The sequence below is a fragment of the Seohaeicola nanhaiensis genome (assembly GCF_042654245.1).
GTDB lineage: Bacteria > Pseudomonadota > Alphaproteobacteria > Rhodobacterales > Rhodobacteraceae > Seohaeicola_A > Seohaeicola_A nanhaiensis.
On the sequence record NZ_JBHSGI010000031.1, the window covers coordinates 21,413 to 42,979 of the forward strand.

The window sequence follows — 21,567 nt, forward strand, 5'->3', positions numbered from 1 at the left end:
TTCTGCTGTTGCAAAGAGGCCCGCAGTCCATTGCCTCACGGCACCTGACCGGCCGAGATGAAGCGGAACAGGATGTTGCGCTGAATTTCATTCGAGCCGCCGTAAATCGACGCCGCCCGTCCGTTCAGATATTTGGCCGTGGGTCGGATCGCTGATGGAGTGCCGATGGCTGCCTCGTTGGAGCCGGGCTTCAGCGCGGCGCGCTGATCGGCCATGCCCAGGGGACCGAGTGCGGTGACCGACACCTCCTGAGCTGCCTGCTGGCATTCAGATCCACACAGCTTCAGGATGGAGGCGATCGCGTCGCCGACGTTCTGACCCGAGCTGATGGCGGAGACGACGCGCTTTTCCATCCAGCTTTGCGCGGTGACACGCAGTTGCGCATCCGCGAAGTCGCGCCGGAATTGCGGATCGTCCCACAGCCGTTCGCCGGTGACGGGATCGGGTGACTTTGCCGCGGTCCGGGCTTCGTCAAGGCTCGCCTGGGCCTGGGCCGCGTAGCTGCCTGCGCGTTCGAATTCGAGCAGGTATTTGGCGATGGCCCAGCCCTGCCCTTCGTCGCCGATACGGTTCGTGACGGGGATGCGGACATTGTCGAGAAAGACCTGGTTGGTCTCATGCTCGCCCGACATCGATACAATCGGCTGAACAGTGATGCCGGGCGTGTCGGTGGGGGTCACGAGAAAGGTGATGCCTTCCCGTTTGTTGGCAGTCTTCGCCGTGCGGACGAGCAGGAAAATCCAGTTGGACCAATGGGCATGGCTGGTCCAGATCTTGCTGCCGTTGACGACGTAGTGATCGCCGTCCAGGACGGCCTGAGTACTGAGCGAGGCGAGGTCGGAACCGGACCCCGGCTCGGAGAAGCCCTGTGCCCAGTAGTGTTCACCGTTGAGGATGCGGGGCAGAAAGAAGTCCTTTTGCGCCTGGGTGCCGAACTGCATGACCACAGGCCCGAGCAGCTGGTGCCCGGAGACCCAAAGCGTGGGGGCGCCGGCACGCACGCATTCTTCCTCGAAGATGTGCCGGCGGGCGGCGTCCCAGCCTGTGCCGCCGTATTCCTTTGGCCAAGCCGGCGCGGCCCAGCCCTTCTTGTGGAGCTCTTTCAGCCACCAGATACCAAGCGCGGGTTCCGCAGCGATGCCGGCCTGCCGCTGTGCCTGCGCGCGGATGTCGGGTGTGATGGTCTGGTGGAGAAAATCGCGGACCGTCCTTCGGAAGGCTTCGAGATCCGGGTCTGGGCTGGCATCCACGTCAGGTGCTCCGTTAGGGTCGTCTTGAACGGACGCAGAACCGGGGCCGCGGAGTCGTGTTCGCGCGGGTGGAGCCTTGCCCGATCGAATTAATTAAACGAATATTTAGTATCTGCGGTCCCCAAGTTGGGGGACGCATCTTTGCGCGTCTTCCAGGCTGTGCAAAGACCCGCCAACATCGGGGCTACTCATGTGAAAAGTTAGCAAAATCATGGTTGTATTGGAGGGCGCGAGAAAAATTAAATATGAAGATAATTTAGTTGAAAGCTGGCGCGCCGTTCCGCAAGGTTGCTGGTGGGAGGAGATTGGAATGCTGGATATCTTGGAACAACCCTTCGGTCCGGACGAGGTTTCCGGAGAGACGCTGATTGCTGCGATATCGGAGGCGGTTCACCTGATCGGAACGCCGGATTTCGCCGAGGGGCTGATGCGCGCAGTCTCGTCTTTGGTCGATGTCGACGGATGTGAATTGCTGCTTTTGCATGGTGGTCGTGTGCAGGTGGTCGATCGGGCGGGTGACCCGATGGCCACCGTTTCGGGTGTGATGCCAAGCGCTTTCGACCTGCGGACGATGCTGCGGCCGGTTGCGGGCGGGGGCTGCGCCGTCTCGATCTCGGGCATTGACGCGCCGCAGGGAAACGATCCGCAAAAACATCAGAGGATCACGCTGTGCTGCATGCACGATCATTCCGTGACTGCCCTGCGTCTCTTGCGTTCGCCCGACCGGGAACCGTTGTCCCAAAGGCGGCTGGACCATATTCGGCGTCTGGCCCGCATCTTTCTGTCCTTCGTGACGCGGCATCTGGCCATTGCGGTGCGGCGCTCGCAGGCGGCGGCGCCGCTGGTGTCGCTGCAGATGATAGAGGAGAGCGTATTGCGCACAAACGAGCTGACCCGGCGCGAAAGCCAGGTCTGTGCCCGTATCCTCTATGGATTGACGACCCTCGGCATTGCGCTGGATCTGGATATCGGCAAAGAGAGCGTCGTGACCTACCGGAAAAGGGCCTATTCACGGCTGGCGATCAGCAGCCAGCGCGAACTTCTGGTCTGGTATCTAGACGCCTATGACAAGCAGCTGCTGACCCTCGCCGCGTGAGGTTCAGCGGCGCAGGCCGTTCAGGACCATTTCGGTCAGGAAGTCTGAATAATTGCGGCGTTCTTCGTCGGTGATCTCGTCAACGCCGAACAGGGCGGGCAACAACCGGCGGCGGGCAAAGATGTGGTCGCTGGCGCCAACGACCATCATGTACATGTGCATTGAAGAGACCTTCTTGAACACCCCTTCCGCATAACCCTGCGCCAGAACGGAATCGTAGAATTCTACAATCGGTTGGGCGAATTCCCGGAAAACGGCTTCCTCTTCGCCTTCGGGCGCTGAATCCGACAGGTAGCGGAAGAGGGCATATACGTAGGGCGCCTGATAGTAGGCCTTGACCAGGCCGCGGATATGGGCAGCGATCTTGCGTTCCGGGGACAGGTCCATGCGGATGAGGTCGCTTAGCTGCGCGACGGAGCGATCAGCGCCGCGCCGCATGAGCGCCTGCAGCAGTCCCGCCTTGCCCCCGAAATGATATTGCACCACCGCTGGGCTCTGCCCTGCCCTTTCGGCAATCTCGGCGACTGACACGTCGATGGAGTTCTTGGCGACCATCACCTCGTGCACTGCGTCCAGCAGCAGTTCACGCGGGTCGCCACGGCGAGCCTGTTCCTGTTTGGATGGGCGGCCGCGCTTGGCCTTGGCCTTTACCGGACGCGGGCCCGGCTCTGGCTTTGGGGCCTTCTGGCTGGCTGCCGACTTTATTCGAATCGTTCCACACCTCGACCGGGCGTCCGGCATCTGCCGGAACAACCTTCTGCACCAGGGCCTCAAATGCCACGGCTCAGGGTCCATGTCAAAACAGGCAGTATGCGCTCAGGCTAGTGCCGCGCAGCGCAACAGGTCTGTCCCACGCGGGTGTGACCCCGGTGGGTGCTCTTGTGTGCGGTTGGGGCGGAATGCGGTCAGCTTGCCGGAACTGTCGGGCCCGCTTGTTCCAGGGCCTTGGTCACAGCGAGCCGGGCAGATTCCGCGCAGGCCTGCGTGCCGCCGTTGCCATAGTCCTTGACCGCGTCGCCGACGCACCAGAGGCCGCGAACGGGCGTGTCCACGTCCATGTCATAGCCGGCGCCCGAGCGCTGTGCGGGCCAGTCGTCGCGCATCACCCGAACCGACAGCATCTTTACCTTGTCATCGAAGCCCGGGAACTGCTCGCGCAGGTCTTCGAGGGCCAGGTTCACCTCGGCATCGCTGTCGAAGTCGCCGATGGCCGGATGCGGCACGGCATAGGCCACATACTGGTGCCAGCCTTCCGGCGCGAGTTCGGGACAGGTGGCGGTCAGGTTGGCCATGTTGCAGAGCCGGTTGTTCCGGGTCTGGCCAAAGGTCATGATGCCGGGCGCCTTTGGCATCAGGTCTTCCCGGGTGGCGAAATTGAAGACGATGTTGGCAGCGGGTTTGAGAAGATCCTCGGTCTGACGGACGTATTCCGCGCCCAGAGCCTCGGGGCCGGTCAGACCGACCAGTGCCCTCGGGCCGCCGTTGAACAGGATGGTCGAAGCTTCGACCCGGATCGGCGCACCGCCGTTGCGACGGATCAAGACGGCGGTGGCCTGTCCGTTCGCAATCTCGATCTTCTCGGCGGGACTGGACAGCCAGACCTCGCCGCCAAGCCGTTCGACCGCATCGGCCAGCGCCTGCCAGGCGCCCATGGTGCCTTGCGGATGAAAGCCGAACCGTTTGAATGCGCCTTTCTGGGTGAAATAGGTCAAGAAGGCGCGGGCCGGGATTTCGCTGGAATTCATCGCGAAGATGGCGGCGCAGAGGTTGCGAAAGATCGCGTGGACCGTCTTGTTGCCGGTATAGCGCAGAAGCCAGTCCTCGGTGGACTCGCGGCCATCGGGAAGCGTGCCGGTGCGCGCGATGGCAAACTGGTCGAGCACCCGGGAGGCCTGTTTGGTCACGCCGTTCAGCAGGAAACCCAGGCCGCCCTTGCTGACGTCGACCACTTTGCGATTGAGATAGAAGACGGCGGGCGGTGTCGGTTGGCGGATGTCCAGGGTGGCGCCGCAAAGCTTGAAGGTTTCTTCAAACACGCCGCCAGGTTCCAGCGCGATGGCGCCGATGTTCACCTTGTGGCCGTCGATGATCTCGGTGCCGGCGCGACCGCCCAGATAATCGTGGTCGTCGATCAGGAGGGTATGCTGCCCCGCCGCCGCCAGGCGGGCTGCCGCATGGCATCCTCCTGCGCCTGCCCCGATCACAATGGCGTCAAACTTGAGGGTGTCGGTCATGCCGTCGCGCTCCTGCGTCTTCCTGTTGATGATTCATTAAACCGGATATCCGGCCTAATAATTTCACGGCAATGAGATACGCGCAACACATCTTTGACCGCTGCGAGAATACGCAGGGTCAGGGGATGTCTTTTCCGGGCGAGTTCGGATTAGGGGTCGGTTGCGAGGACCGTCACCAGCATCCCGTCGCGCGGGACAGTCTTCAGCTCGCCCCGGCGCACGAGGCGGTTCACATGCGCCAGCGTTTCGGTGAAGGCAAAGCTCATCTGATGCGGGTCGAGCGGGCGTGTGAACAGCACCGGCACCAGTGCGGCGGCAGTCTGCGGTCCAGCCTTGCAGGCCTCGCGGATCCGGTCGCAGCGTTCCTCGTGGTGCGCTTCGAGTTCGGAGCATCGCTGGTGCAGGCCCCGGAACACCCGGCGATGCCCCGGAAGAACAAGAACGTCGTCAGGGATTTCCGAGCGGAGAAACCTGAGCGACCTTAGATAATGTCCCAAAGGGTCGCCGTTCGGGTCGCCTGCGTAGACGCTCACGTTGGGAGAGATGCGTTCGAGCACCTGATCGGCGGCGAAGAGGAGCTTTTCTTCCTCGCAATAGAGCATCACCTGTTCAGGCGCGTGGCCGTCACCCGTAAGGACGCGGAAGGTGAACGCGCCGATTTCGAGCACGTCGGCGAGGACAAGCCGATGATAGGACAACGGCAGTTCGGCAACCCGACGCAGGTATTCGTTGCCCTGGATCGCGACGACGCCGGCGACCTCTTTGGACATCCCGTGTTTCTGGTAGAAGTCGAAGTTCTGGGCGGTCAGCCTTTCGTTCACACCGAGCGACACAACCTTGCTGCCCATATAGGAGGAATAGCTGGTCAGCAGCTGAGCGTCGAACCGTTTGCACAGCCAGCCGGCAAGGCCGATGTGATCGGGGTGGAAATGGGTCACGATCACGCGGGTGATGGTTTCGCCCTTCATCGGCCCGTCGAACAGGGCGGTCCAGATCCCGATCGCTTCATCCGTCTGGATGCCCGTATCGATCACCGCCCAGCCTTCTCCATCGCGGATGAAGTAGATGTTTACATGATCAAGCAGATAGGGAAGCGGTACGCGGGTCCACAGGATACCCTCGCGCACCTCGACGAGCTCGCCGAAACCCGGCATCTCGGCAAAGGGAAATTCGAGGGTATTGGCTGTCTGTGGTTTCGCGCTGGCTGACATGGCAAAGTCCTTGCTTGTCCGGGGCGGGATCAGTCCGGTGAGGCAATCCTCAGGGTTCCCGAGAGGACGTCCTTGCCGTCATCCGTCCTGACCCAGACGGAGAATCCGTCGTCCGTGCGATCGCCGCCCGCGGTGATGCGTTCGCCGACCCTTACCGGTGCGGTAAACCGGATGTCCAGATCCTGCTGCGTTGCAGCGGCGCCGAACGTGGCCTCGATGGCGTTGAGCAGCAGGACGAGCGACATCGAACCGTGCACGATGGGGCCGCCGAAAGGGGTCTGGCTGGCGAAGGCCTGGTCCAGATGCAGCGGATTGAAATCATGCGCGAGGTTGGCATAGGCGGCGGTCAGGGCCGGATCGCTTTGCAGGCTTAGCTGTTTGAGGGCGGAAGGTGTCACGGCGTTTCTCCTACGCTGCCCAGATAGAGCGTATTGTTCCGGTCATGATGACCTGGCCGTTGGCCGAGGCCTCGACGCCGAAGGACACCCACTTGCGGCCCTTGCGCTCTTCCTTGTCGCGGCAGGATACCGAAATGGCGAGTATGTCGTTCCACAGCGCCGGCGCGCCGGTGAAGGACAGTGCCTGCGAGGCGTGCACGTTGCCATTCGGGCGCGGCTGGATCGCACGGATATAGGCCTCCATCATCGCCGCAACGATCATGCCGCCCGGCAGGCGGGACGAGTCGGACGGGCCGAACAGCGTGACCCATTCCGCCTTCTTCGCCTCGTCCATGGCTATGTTTACCGTGCCAAAGGTCTGGCCCGATTCGAACCTGTCAAAGGTCCAGAGCGCGGCTTCGTCCGGCATTCCGGCCTCTCCTCTTCATCTCTCGGGGTCCGAAAATAATCAGACCAATTGGCCGGATTATCTAAACGCGGATGCGGCGGTTGCCAATCCTCCTTGCACAGCCGCACCGGCGGCGATGCGTGTGGAGTCCTGTCAGACACCGGCGCGGCGACGGTTCACGGGGTCTTGGCGAGCGAGATGGAGCCCTTTGCCGCGAGGGCGCCGATTTGGGCGTCGGTGAGGCCGGCGTCGCGCAGCAGCTCTTCGGTGTGCTGCCCGAGTTTTGGTGGCAGACCGAGTTCGAAGCTGGCGCCGTTCCAGACCATCGGGTTGGCGATGGCGCGCGTGCGGCCCTCGGTGGGGTGATCCTGTTCGACAACCAGTTCCGAGGCGCGGGTTTGCGGATCGTCGAGCAACTCCTGAAGCGAATTCATCGGCGAGACGGGAATGTCGAGGTCATCGAAGAAATCCATCCAGTAGGCGGTGTCCTGCTCCTTCAGGATGTCGGACATGAGCGCGGAAACCGAGTCGATATGAACGACCCGCGCATTGATCGAGCTGAAGTGAGGGTGGTCGAGCAGATCCTCGCGGCCGACCTTGGGTAGGAATCGACGCCAATGGTTGTCGTTGTAGACCGCAACGCAGATGTGCCCGTTTCGGGTCTTGAACGGCCTGCGGTCATGCGACAGCAGACGGGGATACCCAAGCGCGCCATCGCCATCGACCGATGTGGTGCCGTAGAGATGATCGCCCAGCACCAGGGACGCCAGAACCTCGAACATCGGCAGTTCGACCTTCTGCGCCTGGCCGGTCTGGCGGGCGGCCAGAAGGCCAATGGGAATCGCCGCCGCTGCATACAGCCCGACGATGCGGTCGGCCATGTTGATCGGCACATAGCGCGGAGAGTGCGACCCTGCGAGAGTTTGAAGATAGGGCAGACCGCAGGCCCCCTGGATCAGATCGTCATAGGCGGGACGGTCGCGATACGGGCCCTTTTGTCCATAGCCATAAAGGTTGCAAAAGACGATCTTCGGATTGACCGAAACGAGGCGTTCGAAATCCAGTCCGCGTCTCTGCGCTGCCCGGGGGCGAAGGTTGTGTACCACGACATCTGCCTTGGCGATGATCTTGTCCAGGGCTTCACGGCAGCGCGGGTCGGCCAGGTCCATGGACAGGGTCTTCTTGCCCCGGTTCAGGTTCATGAAGAGCGGACCCATTCCGGACGTAACGCTTGGCCCGATATGGCGCGTGGTGTCACCCGCCATCGGTTCGACCTTGATGACCTCTGCACCGCTGTCCGCCAGGATCTGCGTGCAGAGCGGGCCCATCAAGACGGTCGTGAGGTCCACCACCCGGATCCCGTCAAGAGGCTTGGAAGCCGCCTTTTGTGCCACTCGTCGTTCCTCCAGATGGCCGCGTCGTTCGTTTCTGGTGCAAGTGTGCACGAGCCGACAGCAGAAATGAACCTTATTTTTAGAATTTTAAAACTTGTCACTCCCGCAGGGCCATCTCCCCTGCTTCCCGGTCAGAATGCCGTGCGGTCGGAGCCCTTGAGTTGCAGCAGTTCGCGAGCGTCGTCGGGCGTTGCAATCTCGAGCCCCAGTCCCTCGATGATGCCGCGGATCGCCGTGACCTGTTCAGCGTTGGACTTTGCGAGTTGGCCTTTCTTCAGCCAGAGCGAATCCTCGAGGCCGACGCGCACGTTTCCGCCCATAAGCGCGGCGGAGGTGGCAATGCGCATCTGATTGGCCCCTGCCCCGAGCACCGACCAGACGTAGTCCCCGCCGAAAAGACGGTCTGCGGTGCGACGCATGTGCATGACGTCTTCGGCGTGGGTGCCGATCCCGCCCAGGATGCCGAAGACCGACTGAACGAAGAATGGTGGCTTGATCAGGCCGCGGTCGATGAAGTGCGCCAGTGTATAGAGATGGCCGATGTCATAGCATTCCACCTCGAACCGGGTGTCTTGTTCGGAGCAGGAGCGCAGGATGTGTTCGATGTCGGCCAAGGTGTTACGGAAGAAGCCGCTACGGCTGCCTTCCAGATAGTCGCGCTCCCAGCCGCTGATTTCGGGATAGCGTTGCAGCATCGGGTAGAGGCCAAAGTTCATCGTGCCCATGTTCAGAGACGCCAGTTCGGGGCTGAACTCGACAGCTGGACGGAGCCGCTCTTCGATTGTCATGGTCTGCGAACCGCCGGTTGTCAGGTTCAGCACCGCGTCGGACTGCTGCTTGATGGATTGGAGGAAGGGCCGGAACAGCGCCGGGTCCTGATCCGGAATGCCGCTGTCCGGTTTGCGCGCATGGAGGTGAATAACCGCGGCGCCAGCCTTTGCCGCCTCGACCGCGTTCCGGGCGATCTGCTCTGCCGTGATGGGGAGATGCGGCGACATCGATGGCGTGTGGATGGATCCGGTGATCGCGCAGCTGATGACGACTTTGCGGCTCGATGTTTTGGGACGGTTCATGATTTTGCTCCTAGGCCTGTCGCAGACGGCCTTTTGACCGGCGCCGCGCGCCTGACTGATGGGATGGGTATAAAATCGTGTTGCGAGGTCATACAAGTCTTAATGATGAGACTTTTGGTTAATTCCTGCCAACCGCTCCAGCAGGACGGGATGTGGCGTGGAAAAGGCCAGCCCCGCTTCGACAGCCGCACCAGCAGCGATCAGCGCACGGTCTTCGTAACGCCGGGCCATGATCTGAAGCCCGACCGGCAGGCCGTCGGCCAGCCCTGCGGGCAGCGTGAGTGCCGGTTGGCCGGTCGTGTTGGCCGGCAGCACATAGGTAGTTGCAGACCAGCGCGTGTAAGCGCCCTCGTGGTAGGGCAGGTCTGCGGCTGGCGCAGTGTCCAGCATCGTTGGCGTGATGAGGAACCGGTGCGTTTCATGAAAGGTCGCAAGTTCTGTCGTCAGATCAAGCTGGTGTTGCAGCCCCTGCCAGATCGCCTCGGGCCCGATGGACATTCCGCTCTGACCGATTTCCACAAGCTTCGGGTCTACGAGGTCGCGCTTGTCCTCCGGTATGGAACGCAATGCCTGGGCCATGCTGGCCAGCCAGAAGGGCTCGAACCGTTCGCGCATCGGTGGGATGACGGACCCGACCTCGATGATTGTGGCGCCGGCCTCTCGCAAAAGGCGCAGGGCCTCCTCGATGACAGCGAGAGTGCCAGGAGAGGCCTGTGCGCCAGCGAAGCCGGGCGCGTAGGCAAAGGTCAGGGAGGACAGGTCGGGTCGGCTGGCCGGGTACCAGGGCCCGGGATCGTGCGGGAGGCCAAGCGGGTCGCGCCGGTCGGGCTGGCGCATGACGTCAAGTGCGAGCGCGGCGTCGGCGACGTTCCGGGCGATCGGCCCTTCCACGACCATCCGGGCCGAGGGACCTGATTGTGGAAGGAAAGGTATGCTACCGTTTGTCGGTTTCATGCCGACGACGCCACAGTAGCTGGGCGGCATTCTGAGCGAGCCGCCTCCGTCTGTTCCATGGGCGATCGGCCCGAGGCCGGCGGCCACGGCTGCCGCGCCGCCCCCGGTTGACCCCCCGGCGTTGCGTGTCACGTCCCAGGGGGTGCGGGTCGCCCCGTTTCGGCGCGATTGTGTCAGGCTCTTCCACGCGAATTCCGGGGTGGTCGTCTTGGCGAAAATCAGCGCTCCGGCGCGCTTCAGGCTTGCGACAGAGGGCGCATCCGTGCGGGCCTGAACCGAGGCATCGGTCAGGAGCGATCCCTTGAGGGTCGGCCATCCTGCAAGGTCCACCGTGTCCTTGATGGTGATCGGGACGCCATCGAGCCGCCCGCAGGGGCGCTGGTTGCGCCACCGGGTTGTCGATTCCTTGGCTTCTGCCAGCGCGATGTCGAAGCGGACCGTCTGAAAGGAATTGAGCGCGGGTGCCACGCGCTCTGCCTGCCGGGATATTTCAGTGATGACCTCAACAGGAGTCAGGCTTCCCAGCCGGAAAGCGGTGGTGAGTTCGGTTGCGCTCGACCAGATGGGATTGTCCATGATGTCCCTTTGCGGCAAAGTTAAAAATAGGTTGATGGGTTTATCGGAAATTATGTGCCAAGTTAGCAAGGTTTCCGGCGGATGCTCTCGTGCAACGTGCCGCAACCTCATGGAACGACGTGTTAATGACTCGCCGTGGTAAAGGCTCAAGATAGATCATGGTGTGCAGTTTTCCGTGGTTCATTGCGGGAGACCCGCGGCCGTGAGCCGCTTTTTCGGCAGATTCTTCCGGTTTACCGGTCTTCAGCACCGGCATGTCCCCCTTGATAAGGACGTGCACGTCTTTTCGTACCGTCACTTTGCTCCCGTGCGACGCTGTGTTCGCCAAGGGAGGAATTCATGCAAACAGGATTTGTTCTCCGTACCGTGCTGGCTGGCGCCCTCGGTGTGGGATTTGCCGCGGCTGCCATGGCGCAGGATGTGACCATCCGCTATTCGAACTGGCTGCCGAGCGGCTTCTGGCTCAAGGAAGAAGTGATCGCAGACTGGATCAAGCAGGTCGAGGAAGTCACTGAAGGTCGGGTTGTTGTCGAGACGACGCCGAAGGTGGTCGGATCGGTGCAGGGACAATACGACGTTATCCGCGATGGGCTGGCCGATCTGAGCTGGATCGTTGCGGGCTATACCCCTGGCCGCTTCCCGATGATCGAGTTTGGAGATCTCGGTCTGATCGGGGAAAAGGCCGGTACGCTTGCCCCCGCGATGGACCGGATTTATCGCGAGGATCTGGCGCAATACAACGTCTTCGAAGGTGTCGAACCGCTGTCGGTGCTGGTCATCTCGCCCCTGCAGATGGTTCTGAAGGGCACCGTGGTCAACCACGTCGAAGATCTGAAGGGGCTGAAGCTGCGGTCTTCATCGAACACGCTGACAGCTGCGATCGAGGCCGTCGGTGCTGTGCCGATCCTGAAGCCGATTGCAGAGGTTTATGAAATGTTGGCCTCGGGCACGATCGACGGGCAGATCACCAACCTGAACTCGGTGATCGGGTTTGGTGGACTCGCGCTGACCGATTCCCAGTATTACATCCCGGGCGGCATGTCGAACGCGGTCATCCTGTGGGGCCTGAACAAGGCTACCTGGGACAAGATCTCGCCAGCAGATCAGGAGGCGATCCGCAAGATTTCGGGTGAGGTTTTCGCCAAGAACGTTGGCGAGGAATATGACCGTCAGGACGCAGCGGCCCTCGAGAAGATGAAGGAGGCGGGCTATTCGACGACGGTGGCCTCTGAAGAGGACATGGCGAAGCTGCGCGAGATGCTCAAGCCCATCGAAACCGCCTGGATCGAACGGGCCAAGGCGGCCGGGCTGGAGAATGCCGAAGAGATTCTGGCGAAATACAAAAAGGCCGCAACCGGCGGCATGTAAGCAGACAGCACGCGACAAGAGATGGCGACGGGGGCTCGGTGGAGGCTCCCGTCCTTTTTTCCGGACTGCAATGGGGCCAGTAGCATGGAAACGATGAACGCGATCCGCATCCACCGGAACGGCGGCGCAGAAGAAATGCAGTGGGAGCAGATCCCTAAGCCGGTGCCAGGCCACGGCCATGCGCTGGTGCGGCATACGGCCATTGGTGTCAACTTTTCGGACATCAACGTCCGGCGGGGTGGTTTCTATGCGAGCATCCTGTCCGGCAGCGATCAACCATTTCCGTTGGTCCTGGGAAACGAGGCGGCCGGCGTGGTCGAGGCTGTGGGGGAAGGCGTGAGCGATGTCGCCCCCGGGGACCGTGTGGCATATGCCGGTATGCACGGTCAGTTCTTCGAGCAATCCGGCGCCTATTGCGAGTATCGTGCGGTGCCGCAGGACAGGCTTGTCCACATACCCGACGCGGTGTCGGACGAGCAGGCGGCGGCGATGTTGCTGAAGGGCAGTACGGCGTCGTTGATCGTCAATCGTCTGGCCACTCCCGGACCGGGCGACACGGTTTTGGTGCATGCAGCGGCCTCGGGTGTGGGTTCGCTGCTGTGCCAATGGGCGCACTATCTTGGCGCGACTGTGATCGGTACGGCGGGTTCAACTGAAAAGGCCGATATCGGGCGGCAGAACGGCTGCTCTCACGTGGTGCTTTACAACGACGTGGATTTTTCCGAGGCGGTTCGAGATCTCGTGCCGGAGGGGATCAACATCGTTTACGATGGCGTTGGCGCGGCGACTTTCGAGAAATCCGTCGGTCTCATGGCGCCCTTCGGGAAGCTGGTGAACTACGGAAATGCCTCAGGCCCGGTTGCGCCTCTCAATATCCAGACGCTGGCCATGCGCTCGCTTTCGGTGTCGCGGGCCGGCGTCACCGGCCATATCGGTGACGCGGGGGCGCTGCGGCGAACGGCGAGCGAGCTGTTCGGGTTACTTGCCGAAGGGGCGCTGGTTCCGCGCATTGACTCGCGTTTTGCGCTGCGCGACGCGGTTCAGGCACACCAGTTGGCAGAGACGGCCAGGGCCGCCGGGTCGATCCTGCTGCTACCCTGACCCTTCAGGTCTTCAGAAGATGGGTAATGTCGCGCTGTGTCTCATAGCGCGACCCCAGATAGCAGAGCTTGCCCAGGTAGAGAATCTTGCCTTCGACATCCGTGCAGATTCGGGTGATCCGGGCGACGGGCGAGTGCAGCGCACAGCCGAGGAGGAGGGACTCCTCCTCGTCCGACATGCCTACGGTGACTTTTTCCTTCCAGATTGCCACGACATCGCGGCCATAGTCGCTGACCAGGCGCGCCACCTTGATCCGCTGCTCGGCCCCCTCGGGGAACCTTTGATAAAGGCTTTGGGCGATAAAGTTATGCGAGACGGAATAGGCGGCGCCAGCGTCCATGTCGATCTTGTGGATATGCTGGTAATCGCCCGCCAGCTTGCCAAAGAAGGCGTCGACCCGGTCGGGTAGTCCCGGCTGGGACGAATAGATCCGGAGCTTGAAGTCGGGGGTGTCGCGTTCGACCGAACCGACCGAGAGGAAGACCGGCTGGTTCTTGAGCTCGTAGGTCACGGTGGTGCGTCGGCCGCGATGGCTGGAGAGCAGACCTTCGGCCGAGAGCATCTGGATGGCCTGCCGCGCGGTGACTCGCGCGACGTCGTATTGCTTGGCCAGATCCTCGAGCGTCGGAATCGGCTCGTTCTGCGCCCATTCTCCCGCCACGATCTTGCGGCGGAAGATATCCGCGAGTTGTGCGTAAAGAGTCACTGGACCGGATTTCAGGACCGCAGGTTGGCTCGAGTTCATCAATTAACCAGTTCGCTCAATGGTTGTTCTACTGATGGATCTCTATACAACTTTAGTGCTTTTCTCAACTGACGTTGGATGGGGTAATACCGGTGGACCGACCCATTTTCTTATCTAAACGACACAGACCTCGCGATTGCAGAGCGATCGTACCTTCGATGATTGGATGACCACATGACTCCAATATCGACAAAGCAGATATTTAGGACAGGCCCGCACTCTCTTTGCCGGCAATTGATCCCTTAATCTGACGCCGTGACGACACATCGGGGACTTTCAGACTTTCGGCAGTGCGCCGGCAGCGGCATAGTCGGCGACTTCTTCCGCGGTCAGGCCGAACTCGCTCAGGATGTCGGGACCGTTTTCGCCCAGACGGGGCGCGACGGTGCGTGTCTTCATCGGAACATCGCCACCGAACAGCGGCCCCGGAATGGTCAGCGTCGCGCCGCCGGGAAGCTGCATGCGAGTCAGCGCGCCGGCGGTGACCAGTGACGTGTCTTCCAGAACTTCGGGCAGCGTCTGAACCGGTGCTGACGGGACGCCTTCGGCTTCGAGTGCTTCGCGCAGCGCATCGCGGTCCCACTCGGCTGTCAGGACCGAAAGGCGGGCATTCATGAGGTCGCGGTTCTGAACGCGTTCGGCCAGGGTGGGCCAGGGGCAGGCTTCGCCCCGTCCACGATCCAGGACAGACCAGAGGCGCGCATAAAGTCGGTCGTTGCTGGCAGCCAGCAGGATCGGACCAGTTTTGGTGTGGAACGTGCCATAGGGGACGAGCGAGAGATGGCCGCTGCCATAGCGCTGCGGGACGGCACCGCCGAGGCTGTACGAGGCGATCTGGAAATTCATCAGGTTGAGCGCCGAACGCAGAAGCGAAGGTTCGACATAAGAGCCCTGCCCCGTCGCATCGCGATGCCGTAGCGCCGCGAGGATGCCCACAACCGAGGCCATGCCGGTCGACAGGTCCAGCACACTTGGCCCGCAGCGCACCGGATCGCCGTCGGCTTCGCCCGTCAGGCTCATGACGCCGGAATAGGCCTGCATTGTCGCCTCGTATCCGGGCAGGCGTTCATTCCGCGTCTTCGTGGGATGGGCCCGCACCGAACAGTGGATCAGCCGGGAATTCGCGGTCTTGAGCGTTTCGCGGCCGAGTGCGAGACGATCCATGCCTCCATGGCGGAAATTCTCGATCAGGACATCGGATTCGGCGATCATGCGCAGCAGCAGATCGCGGCCGGCGGGTTTGCCGACATCGAGGGCGATACTCCGCTTGGAATGATTGAGCGCGGCGTTGGCTCCGGTGAAATCGCCGACGACCGGGGGCCAACGGCGGGTTTCGTCCATTTGATCGGGGTGCTCTACATGAATGACATCGGCGCCCAGGTCGGCGAGGATGGCGCCAGCGAATGGGCCAGCCAGAACGCGGCTGAGATCCAGCACGCGGATACCCTGGCAGGGCAGCGCGGGGGCGGTGTTGTCGGTGCTCATGGCGATCTGGTCCCGATACGGTCTGCGGTCTCGACGATCCGGCGCGCCCGCCGCAGCATCGGCTCGTCTGTCATGTCGCCTTCGAAGAGGAAGGCTCCGCGGTCGGTGATAGCTTCCAGCATCCGGCGGCTGCGGTCCAGCTCTTGCTCGGTCGGCCGAAAGGCGTTCCGCACGATTTCCGTTTGCGACGGGTGGATCATGTATTTGCCGACGCAGCCGAGCAGCGCGGCCTCGTTCGCGTCACGCTCCAGTATCTGGCCGCCGTCCGAGAGCTCGGCGGTGACAGTGTCGTAGACCGGCACGCGCGCCGCGCCGGCCGCCAGAAGGATCTGGTTGCGGGCCTGTGTCAGGATCGGCAGCAGCGCGCCAGATGCATCTCGCACAGCGCGCATGCCCAGGTCGGCGGCAAGGTCGTAGGGACCCCAGGAAACCGCGCTGACCGCGTCATGGCGCAGGAGTTGCGGCAGCGCCTGAAGGCCGGCGGCGGATTCCACGGTGATCGTCAGGCTGACCGATTTGCCCATGGCAGCGACGACCTGCTCGATCTGGCTGGTCGTCTCGGTCTTGGCCATCAGGATCGAGCGCGCTCCGGCTTCGGCGAGGGCCTTCAGGTCGGCCTGGCCACGCTCGGTCGCGGGGTCGTTGATGCGGACAATGACATGCCTGTCCCCGCCCGCGATATGGGCGCAGACAGCATCACGGGCCGCGTCCTTGGAAGCGGGCATGACCCCGTCCTCCAAATCCAGCACGGCGGTATCGGCAGCTGCGGCGGCCTTGGCAAACCGCTCGGGCCTATCGCCGGGACAGAACAGGATGGAGGGTCCGTAAAGGGGTATCATCATGCGGTCCATTCAGAAATCCGCCGCGGCGCGCATCAGATCCTCACGGTGATCGGGGTGGGCGATTGCCGCCAGCGCTTCGGCCCGTTCACGCATCGTCTTGCCGCGCAGATCGGCCGAGCCAAATTCGCTGACGACGACCTGAACGAGGGTGCGCTGTGCCGTAACTGGTCCGGGAGGCAGCTGTTTCACGATGCGACTGGCGCCCTTCTTGGTGGTCGCGCGCAGGGCGATGACCGACAGGTTGCCGTCGAACATCGCGCCGATGGCGAAATCCGAACTGCCGCCCGTCGAGCCGACCTGTCGCCCCCCGAGGGTCTCGGCGTTCGTCTGGCCGTAGAGGTCGATTTCGAGAACCGAGTTCACCGAGACGAAGTTCTCGACCTTGGCAAGGGCATTGGGCGTGTGCGTCTCGAAGGCGCTTGCCATCCGAAGGTCTTTTCGCCCATCGGCCCAGCGATAGAGGTCTTCCGTGCCGAGGATTTCGCCGATGATGCAGGATGGCCCATCCTGGCGGCAGGCGCCGCTTTCGATCAGGCCGATGCCGGGATCGGAGAGCTGCGAGTAGATGGTGAGGTTCTTGCGGTTCAGGGTCTGCAGCTCGGCCAGCATCGCGCTGGGGATCCCGCCGATGCCGAATTGCAGGGTCGCCCCGTCAGGGACGTGTTTGGCGGCGTTCAGGGCGACCTGCCTGTCAATGTCATCGCCGTCGCGGTGGGGAAAGGGGATCAGGGGATGATCTGCCCGAACGAGGATATCAAGTTCGGACTCATGCACCAGCGCGCTGCCGAAGGTGCGCGGCATCCTGGGATTGACCTCGGCCACGACAAGCTTTGCGCTGCGCAGCATTGGCACTTGCTGGCCGACGTGGATCCCGAGGCTGTGATAGCCCTGCGCATCCGCTTCCGAGACTTGGACAAAGGCGACGTCGATATGCGCGGCGGCCAGCATCCGGGCGGTCTGGGTCCAATTCAGCGGCAGATAGTCCGCCCGCAGGTCGCGCGCCGAACCGCTGAGAAGTGTGCCCGGCATGAACCATGTCCTTAGGCGGAACGCGCCGGCATTTGGGCCGGTCAGGAAATCGTATCCCGTCAGCAGCATGCCGGTGAGGATCGTCACATCGCGAAGCTCACCGCCCCGTGCCCAGAGTGCGGTTGTCAGGTCGGTCGGCTCGGCGCCGATGCAGCCCAGACCGACCGTCATGCCGGATTTCACCACCGCGACGGCATCCTCTGTGGTGCGCCACTTCGAGCCGGTCATTGCGCCACCTCGGCTGCGCGCGCGCGGAACGGCTTGAGCGATCCGGCCTTCATGATGCGTCCGGGCAGCGGATGGCCGACAATCTGTTCCGCCAGCGTGGCGACGGCGATGGTCTGTTCGAGATCGACGCCGGTGTCGACGCCCATCTCTTCGCAAAGAAACACCAGTTCCTCGGTCGCGATATTGCCCGCCGCCGCGCGGTTTCCCGCGAAGGGGCAGCCGCCGAGACCGCCGATGGAGCTGTCGAAGCGGGATACGCCAAGATCTAGCCCGGCGGCCGCATTGGCGAGGCCGAGGCCGCGAGTGTCGTGCAGGTGAAGCGCGATCGGCAGGTCCGGCCACCGGTCTCGCACCGCGCCGATGACGCGGCGCACAAGGGTGGGGTTTGCGGCGCCGATTGTGTCGCAGAGGCAGATTTCGGACGGTTTCTGCCCCAGATCGGCAAGGCCCGAAATCAGGCGCTCGATGGCTGCCAGAACCTTGTCGACCGGCACCGAGCCTTCGTAATTGCAGCCGAAGGCAGTGAAGATGTAGAGCGGGCTGCGGCCCAGTCCGGCCTCGTCATAAAGCCCGCGCATCGCCATCTGTTCGGTCAGGGACCGATCGGGCGTCCGGTTGTTGTTCTTCAGCAGGAAGGTGTCGGATGCGCTGGCGAACAGGACTGGACGCAGGGAGAGGCCGGTTGCCTGCGCCCGCCGGAAGCCGCTATCATTCAACCATAGCGCGCCGTATTCGACATCTTGCTTCTGATGGAGCCCCTCGGCGATCTGTTCGGCATCCGCCATCTGGGGCAGCAGTTTCGGACTGACGAAGGACGCGCAGGTGATGTGGCGCAGGCCCGTTTCGGCGAGCGCCTCGATCAGGCGGATCTTGTCGCGGGTCGCAATGCCGGGCGGTTCGCTTTGAAAGCCTTCGCGCGGGCCTTCCTCGATAATTTCAACCCGTTCCGGCAGATCCGTCATTGTCTTGGCTCCCCTGGTGTCACTTGCCCGGCCAGACCGGCTTGCGCTTTTCGTTGAACGCCGCGAGGCCTTCTTTTGCGTCCTGGGTCATGCCGAACATGCCGATTTGCGATTCCATGAAGGTCAGAGCCTGATCCATCGACATGTCGCGTGTGGCGCGCAAAGCGTATTTGCCGCGCCGGATCGCTGTCGGCGACTTGTCGACGATCCGGCCGAGCAGCCAATTGGTTTTTTCGTCCAGCTCGCCGGCGGGGACGACATAGTTGATCAGCCCGATGTCGCAGGCCTCCTGTGCGGTGATCGGCTCGCCCGTATAGGTCATCTCGTCGAACTTGCGCGGCGGAATCAGTCGTTCCAGCAGGGCTGCCACCTGGGCCGGGAACATCCCGATCTTGACCTCTGGCAGTCCGAACAGAGCCTTCTCGGTCGCCACGGCCATGTCGCACATCGCCAGCAGACCCATACCGCCCGCCAGACAGTGGCCATTCACCCGCGCCACGATTGGCACATCGCAGGATTTGGCGACCCGCAGCAGCCCGGCGAAGGCGGTGCGCGGTTCTGAGGGATCGAATCCGAAGGTATCGGCGCCGGGCTTCAGATCGCCGCCGGCGCAGAACGCCTTGTCGCCCACTGCGGTTACCAGAACGACACGGATTTCGCGATTGGGGATATTCTCCTCCAACGCCATGCGCATCGCGATCATGATCTCTTCGTTCAAGGCGTTGCGGCGTTCTTCGCGGTTGATCGTCAGCTTCAGGACGTGGTCCTGCCGTTCGATCAGCAGATCGGTATAACTCATTTCGAACCTTTCTTTTCAGTGGCGCCGGCGCTGCGCGCGCCAGTCTGCAATGGTCTCCGCAACCGGGATTTCGCTATTCCTGTCCTCTCGCAGAGACCTGCCATCCATCGAGGCAAGGCGCGGAGCCAGCGCGGGGATCCAGGCGCCGCCCTCTGCGCGGCTAAAGCTGCTGCGGGCCCTGGCATGGGGGTGTGCGACCGCTTCGTCGAGGTCGAGCACCGGGGTCAGGCAGGCGTCCTTGTCACGGGCGCGCGCGACCCAGTCGTCCCGCGTGCGTGTCAGGAACGTTTCAGCGAAGATGCGGCGTCCTTCCGGCCAGCGGGCCTGGTCAGACTGTTGCGGCAGATCTCCTTCCGTCAGGTCGAGCACCGCCAGCAGAGCTTTATAGAATTTGGGCTCGATCGCCCCGACCGCGACGTGGCGACCGTCAGCGCAGACGTAGGTGTCGTAGAAGAACGCACCGCCATCGAGCAGGTTGGTGCCCGGCGGGCCTAGCTGATCCTGTCCGTGCAAGGCGAACTGCTTGCTCATCATGATGGCGGCACCGTCGATCATGGCGGCGTCGATCACGTCGCCCTGCCCTGTCGCCCGCGCGCGCCAGAGCGCGGTCATCAGTCCGAACAGCATGGTCATCGTGCCGCCACCATAGTCCCCGATCAGATTGAGCGGGACCGCCGGGCGTTCGTCGGGGCGGGTGATGCGGCCCAACACACCGGACAAGGCGATGTAGTTTATGTCATGCCCCGCCTCACGGGCCAGTGGTCCGTCCTGACCCCAGCCGGTCATCCGGCAATAGACAAGCGCAGGCGCACGGGCGTGGCAGTCGGCCGGTCCCAGCCCGAGCCGCTCCATCGTGCCGGGCCGGAATCCTTCGAGCAGCGCGTTGGCGCCGGACACGAGGTCGAGACAGGCGGCGCGCCCCTCCGGCGATTTCAGATCTAGTCGGACAACGCGCCGCGACCGCACCGCGACATCGTCATCCGGTTCTTTCTGGATGCGGACGACATCCGCGCCGAACCCGGCCAGCAGCGTTCCGGCCAGCGGCAACGGGCCAAGCGCGGCCATCTCGAGGATGCGCAGGCCCGCAAGGGGCCGGTCGTGCGGTATGTCGGCTCCTGTCTGCATCGTTTAGACAGGCTCAGTAGGACCGGGGCAGACCGAGCACGTGCTCGGACACGTAGTTCATGATCATCTCGCGGCTGACCGGGGCGATCCGGGGCAGCATGATTTCGCGCAGATAGCGCTCGACGTTGTATTCCTTGGCGTATCCGAAGCCGCCGTGCGTGCGGACCACCTGATCGCAGGTGGCAAAGGCGGCATCCGCGGCAAGGTATTTCGCTGCATTTGCCTGAGCGCCGCAAGGCTGGCCGCTGTCATAGAGTTTCGCCGCCAGCCAGACCATGAGATCGGCCGCTTCGAGCGACATCCAGCTTTGGGCCAGCGGATGTTGAATCGCCTGGTTCTTGCCGATCGGCCGGCCGAAAACGACGCGGTCGTTGGCATACTGGACCCCGTGGGCCAGTGACCGTCGACCAAGCCCGACACATTCCGCCGCGATCAGAACCCGTTCGGGGTTGAGGCTGTCCAGCAGCATGCGGAAGCCCTTGCCTTCTTCCCCGATGCGGTCTTCCTCGGGGATGACGAGGTTGTCGATGAAGATCGCGTTCGAGTTGACGGCGTTCCGTCCCATCTTGTCGATCTCGCGGACCTCGATCCGGTCGCGGTTGAAATCGGTGTAGAACAGCGTCAAGCCGTCAGTGCGCTTTGCACAGTCTTCCTTCGGCGTGGTTCGGGTCAGCAGAAAGATCTTCGTCGCCTGCTGTGCCGTCGTCGTCCAGACCTTGCGGCCGTTGACGATGTAGTTGTCGCCCTGCCGCACCGCGCGTGTGGTAATCGCGGTGGTATCGAGACCGGCGTCCGGTTCGGTCACGCCGAAGGCCACCTTGTCCTCGCCCCGCACAAGGGGCGGCACGATCCGGGACTTTTGTTCCTCGGTGCCGTACAGCAGCACGGGATGCGGTCCGAAGAGGTTGATATGGAAGGTCGAGCAGGCCGAGATCGCGCCGGCGGAATTGGCCACGGTCTGCATCATGATCGCCGCTTCGGTCACGCCAAGGCCGGCGCCTCCGTATTGTTCGGGCATGGTCAGACCCAGCCAGCCCTGTTCGGCCAGAGCCTTGTGGAATTCATGCGGGAAGCTGTGCGTTTTTTCCTTTTCACGCCAGTATTCGTCATCGAAGCCATCGCAGAGCTTCTTGATGGCGCGGTGAATGCCCGCGCGGTCTTCATTGGCTTCAACACCAGGCGGAAGGGCTTCGGACAAGAGGTTGGCAGTCATTGGTTCGCTCTCCTAATTCGAAACCCAGCGGCACCGTGCGGATGTCGGTGGCCGGATGAACCTGTTTCCTTTGCGGGTGTTTCAGGGGATGCAGGC

The 21,567-nt window shown here is 62.8% G+C and carries 20 protein-coding genes; 3 read left to right on the forward strand and 17 right to left on the reverse strand.

Annotated features, from left to right (window positions below):
- Positions 1–35: 35 nt before the first annotated feature.
- Entirely contained in the window at positions 36–1,250 is a 1,215-nt protein-coding gene (locus ACFO5X_RS19870; RefSeq protein WP_380720258.1) for an acyl-CoA dehydrogenase family protein, read from the reverse strand.
- 211 nt (positions 1,251–1,461) lie between these two features.
- On the opposite strand from ACFO5X_RS19870, the gene ACFO5X_RS19875 reads away from it, so the two are divergent.
- Positions 1,462–2,346, forward strand: coding sequence for a helix-turn-helix transcriptional regulator (locus tag ACFO5X_RS19875; protein ID WP_380720261.1), 885 nt, complete (start codon positions 1,462–1,464; stop codon positions 2,344–2,346).
- A gap of 3 nt (positions 2,347–2,349) precedes the next feature.
- Here the strand turns inward: ACFO5X_RS19875 and ACFO5X_RS19880 are convergent, their stop codons facing one another.
- The 8 genes from ACFO5X_RS19880 to ACFO5X_RS19915 all read right to left on the reverse strand — a co-directional run bounded on the left by ACFO5X_RS19880 (position 2,350) and on the right by ACFO5X_RS19915 (position 10,574).
- Positions 2,350–3,099 carry a TetR family transcriptional regulator gene (locus ACFO5X_RS19880; RefSeq protein ID WP_380720263.1) on the reverse strand — a complete coding sequence of 250 codons (750 nt, stop codon included), beginning with the start codon at positions 3,097–3,099 and terminating at the stop codon, positions 2,350–2,352.
- Between the two features lie 152 nt (positions 3,100–3,251).
- Complete coding sequence (locus ACFO5X_RS19885; RefSeq protein ID WP_380720266.1) at positions 3,252–4,580, reverse strand: phytoene desaturase family protein; 1,329 nt, start codon at positions 4,578–4,580, stop codon at positions 3,252–3,254.
- Positions 4,581–4,729: 149 nt separating this feature from the next.
- Positions 4,730–5,791 (reverse strand): MBL fold metallo-hydrolase, encoded by a 1,062-nt coding sequence (locus ACFO5X_RS19890; protein WP_380720269.1) that lies wholly within the window; start codon positions 5,789–5,791, stop codon positions 4,730–4,732.
- Between the two features lie 29 nt (positions 5,792–5,820).
- Positions 5,821–6,189 (reverse strand): MaoC family dehydratase, encoded by a 369-nt coding sequence (locus tag ACFO5X_RS19895; RefSeq protein ID WP_380720272.1) that lies wholly within the window; start codon positions 6,187–6,189, stop codon positions 5,821–5,823.
- A gap of 10 nt (positions 6,190–6,199) precedes the next feature.
- Positions 6,200–6,598 carry a hypothetical protein gene (locus ACFO5X_RS19900; RefSeq protein WP_380720274.1) on the reverse strand — a complete coding sequence of 133 codons (399 nt, stop codon included), beginning with the start codon at positions 6,596–6,598 and terminating at the stop codon, positions 6,200–6,202.
- Between the two features lie 155 nt (positions 6,599–6,753).
- Positions 6,754–8,022, reverse strand: coding sequence for a CaiB/BaiF CoA transferase family protein (locus tag ACFO5X_RS19905; RefSeq protein WP_380720276.1), 1,269 nt, complete (start codon positions 8,020–8,022; stop codon positions 6,754–6,756).
- An 80-nt stretch (positions 8,023–8,102) separates the two neighbouring features.
- Positions 8,103–9,044, reverse strand: coding sequence for a 3,5-dioxohexanoate:acetyl-CoA acetone transferase (gene kce, locus ACFO5X_RS19910; protein WP_380720279.1), 942 nt, complete (start codon positions 9,042–9,044; stop codon positions 8,103–8,105).
- Between the two features lie 99 nt (positions 9,045–9,143).
- The gene (locus tag ACFO5X_RS19915) at positions 9,144–10,574 is read right to left on the reverse strand and encodes an amidase family protein (protein WP_380720281.1); all 1,431 of its coding nucleotides are present in this window, start codon (positions 10,572–10,574) and stop codon (positions 9,144–9,146) included.
- Positions 10,575–10,913: 339 nt separating this feature from the next.
- Between ACFO5X_RS19915 and dctP the strand changes: the two genes are divergently transcribed.
- Together dctP and ACFO5X_RS19925 are read left to right on the forward strand one after the other, a co-directional pair.
- The gene (gene dctP / locus ACFO5X_RS19920) at positions 10,914–11,942 is read left to right on the forward strand and encodes a TRAP transporter substrate-binding protein DctP (RefSeq protein ID WP_380720284.1); all 1,029 of its coding nucleotides are present in this window, start codon (positions 10,914–10,916) and stop codon (positions 11,940–11,942) included.
- An 84-nt stretch (positions 11,943–12,026) separates the two neighbouring features.
- Complete coding sequence (locus tag ACFO5X_RS19925; protein WP_380720287.1) at positions 12,027–13,043, forward strand: quinone oxidoreductase family protein; 1,017 nt, start codon at positions 12,027–12,029, stop codon at positions 13,041–13,043.
- Between the two features lie 4 nt (positions 13,044–13,047).
- Here ACFO5X_RS19925 and ACFO5X_RS19930 read toward each other — a convergent pair whose 3' ends face one another.
- The 8 genes from ACFO5X_RS19930 to ACFO5X_RS19965 form a co-directional block, all read right to left on the reverse strand.
- Entirely contained in the window at positions 13,048–13,749 is a 702-nt protein-coding gene (locus tag ACFO5X_RS19930; RefSeq protein ID WP_380720290.1) for a GntR family transcriptional regulator, read from the reverse strand.
- 315 nt (positions 13,750–14,064) lie between these two features.
- The gene (locus ACFO5X_RS19935) at positions 14,065–15,273 is read right to left on the reverse strand and encodes a CaiB/BaiF CoA transferase family protein (protein ID WP_380720293.1); all 1,209 of its coding nucleotides are present in this window, start codon (positions 15,271–15,273) and stop codon (positions 14,065–14,067) included.
- The gene (locus tag ACFO5X_RS19940) at positions 15,270–16,124 is read right to left on the reverse strand and encodes an HpcH/HpaI aldolase/citrate lyase family protein (RefSeq protein WP_380720296.1); all 855 of its coding nucleotides are present in this window, start codon (positions 16,122–16,124) and stop codon (positions 15,270–15,272) included. The genes ACFO5X_RS19935 and ACFO5X_RS19940 overlap by 4 nt, the downstream gene beginning before the upstream one ends.
- The gene (locus ACFO5X_RS19945) at positions 16,125–17,372 is read right to left on the reverse strand and encodes an acetyl-CoA hydrolase/transferase family protein (RefSeq protein ID WP_380720299.1); all 1,248 of its coding nucleotides are present in this window, start codon (positions 17,370–17,372) and stop codon (positions 16,125–16,127) included.
- The gene (locus ACFO5X_RS19950) at positions 17,369–18,334 is read right to left on the reverse strand and encodes a hydroxymethylglutaryl-CoA lyase (protein ID WP_380720302.1); all 966 of its coding nucleotides are present in this window, start codon (positions 18,332–18,334) and stop codon (positions 17,369–17,371) included. Before ACFO5X_RS19950 ends, ACFO5X_RS19945 begins: the two co-directional genes overlap by 4 nt.
- 19 nt (positions 18,335–18,353) lie before the next feature.
- Positions 18,354–19,133 carry an enoyl-CoA hydratase/isomerase family protein gene (locus ACFO5X_RS19955; protein WP_380720305.1) on the reverse strand — a complete coding sequence of 260 codons (780 nt, stop codon included), beginning with the start codon at positions 19,131–19,133 and terminating at the stop codon, positions 18,354–18,356.
- Between the two features lie 15 nt (positions 19,134–19,148).
- Complete coding sequence (locus ACFO5X_RS19960) at positions 19,149–20,258, reverse strand: CaiB/BaiF CoA transferase family protein (RefSeq protein WP_380720308.1); 1,110 nt, start codon at positions 20,256–20,258, stop codon at positions 19,149–19,151.
- A gap of 13 nt (positions 20,259–20,271) precedes the next feature.
- Positions 20,272–21,471: an acyl-CoA dehydrogenase family protein gene (locus ACFO5X_RS19965; protein ID WP_189681584.1), complete on the reverse strand. Its 1,200-nt coding sequence runs from the start codon at positions 21,469–21,471 to the stop codon at positions 20,272–20,274.
- Positions 21,472–21,567: the final 96 nt, after the last annotated feature.

Excerpts from the sequence above, each read along its gene's own strand:
- ACFO5X_RS19960 (WP_380720308.1), bottom strand. The coding sequence starts at position 20,258 with ATGCAGACAGGAGCCGACATACCGCACGACCGGCCCCTTGCGGGCCTG.
- ACFO5X_RS19935 (WP_380720293.1), bottom strand. The coding sequence starts at position 15,273 with ATGAGCACCGACAACACCGCCCCCGCGCTGCCCTGCCAGGGTATCCGC.
- ACFO5X_RS19945 (WP_380720299.1), bottom strand. The coding sequence starts at position 17,372 with ATGACCGGCTCGAAGTGGCGCACCACAGAGGATGCCGTCGCGGTGGTG.
- ACFO5X_RS19950 (WP_380720302.1), bottom strand. The coding sequence starts at position 18,334 with ATGACGGATCTGCCGGAACGGGTTGAAATTATCGAGGAAGGCCCGCGC.
- ACFO5X_RS19965 (WP_189681584.1), bottom strand. The coding sequence starts at position 21,471 with ATGACTGCCAACCTCTTGTCCGAAGCCCTTCCGCCTGGTGTTGAAGCC.
- ACFO5X_RS19875 (WP_380720261.1), top strand. The coding sequence starts at position 1,462 with ATGGTTGTATTGGAGGGCGCGAGAAAAATTAAATATGAAGATAATTTA.
- ACFO5X_RS19955 (WP_380720305.1), bottom strand. The coding sequence starts at position 19,133 with ATGAGTTATACCGATCTGCTGATCGAACGGCAGGACCACGTCCTGAAG.
- ACFO5X_RS19925 (WP_380720287.1), top strand. The coding sequence starts at position 12,027 with ATGGAAACGATGAACGCGATCCGCATCCACCGGAACGGCGGCGCAGAA.
- dctP (WP_380720284.1), top strand. The coding sequence starts at position 10,914 with ATGCAAACAGGATTTGTTCTCCGTACCGTGCTGGCTGGCGCCCTCGGT.
- ACFO5X_RS19900 (WP_380720274.1), bottom strand. The coding sequence starts at position 6,598 with ATGCCGGACGAAGCCGCGCTCTGGACCTTTGACAGGTTCGAATCGGGC.
- kce (WP_380720279.1), bottom strand. The coding sequence starts at position 9,044 with ATGAACCGTCCCAAAACATCGAGCCGCAAAGTCGTCATCAGCTGCGCG.
- ACFO5X_RS19890 (WP_380720269.1), bottom strand. The coding sequence starts at position 5,791 with ATGTCAGCCAGCGCGAAACCACAGACAGCCAATACCCTCGAATTTCCC.
- ACFO5X_RS19885 (WP_380720266.1), bottom strand. The coding sequence starts at position 4,580 with ATGACCGACACCCTCAAGTTTGACGCCATTGTGATCGGGGCAGGCGCA.
- ACFO5X_RS19915 (WP_380720281.1), bottom strand. The coding sequence starts at position 10,574 with ATGGACAATCCCATCTGGTCGAGCGCAACCGAACTCACCACCGCTTTC.
- ACFO5X_RS19940 (WP_380720296.1), bottom strand. The coding sequence starts at position 16,124 with ATGGACCGCATGATGATACCCCTTTACGGACCCTCCATCCTGTTCTGT.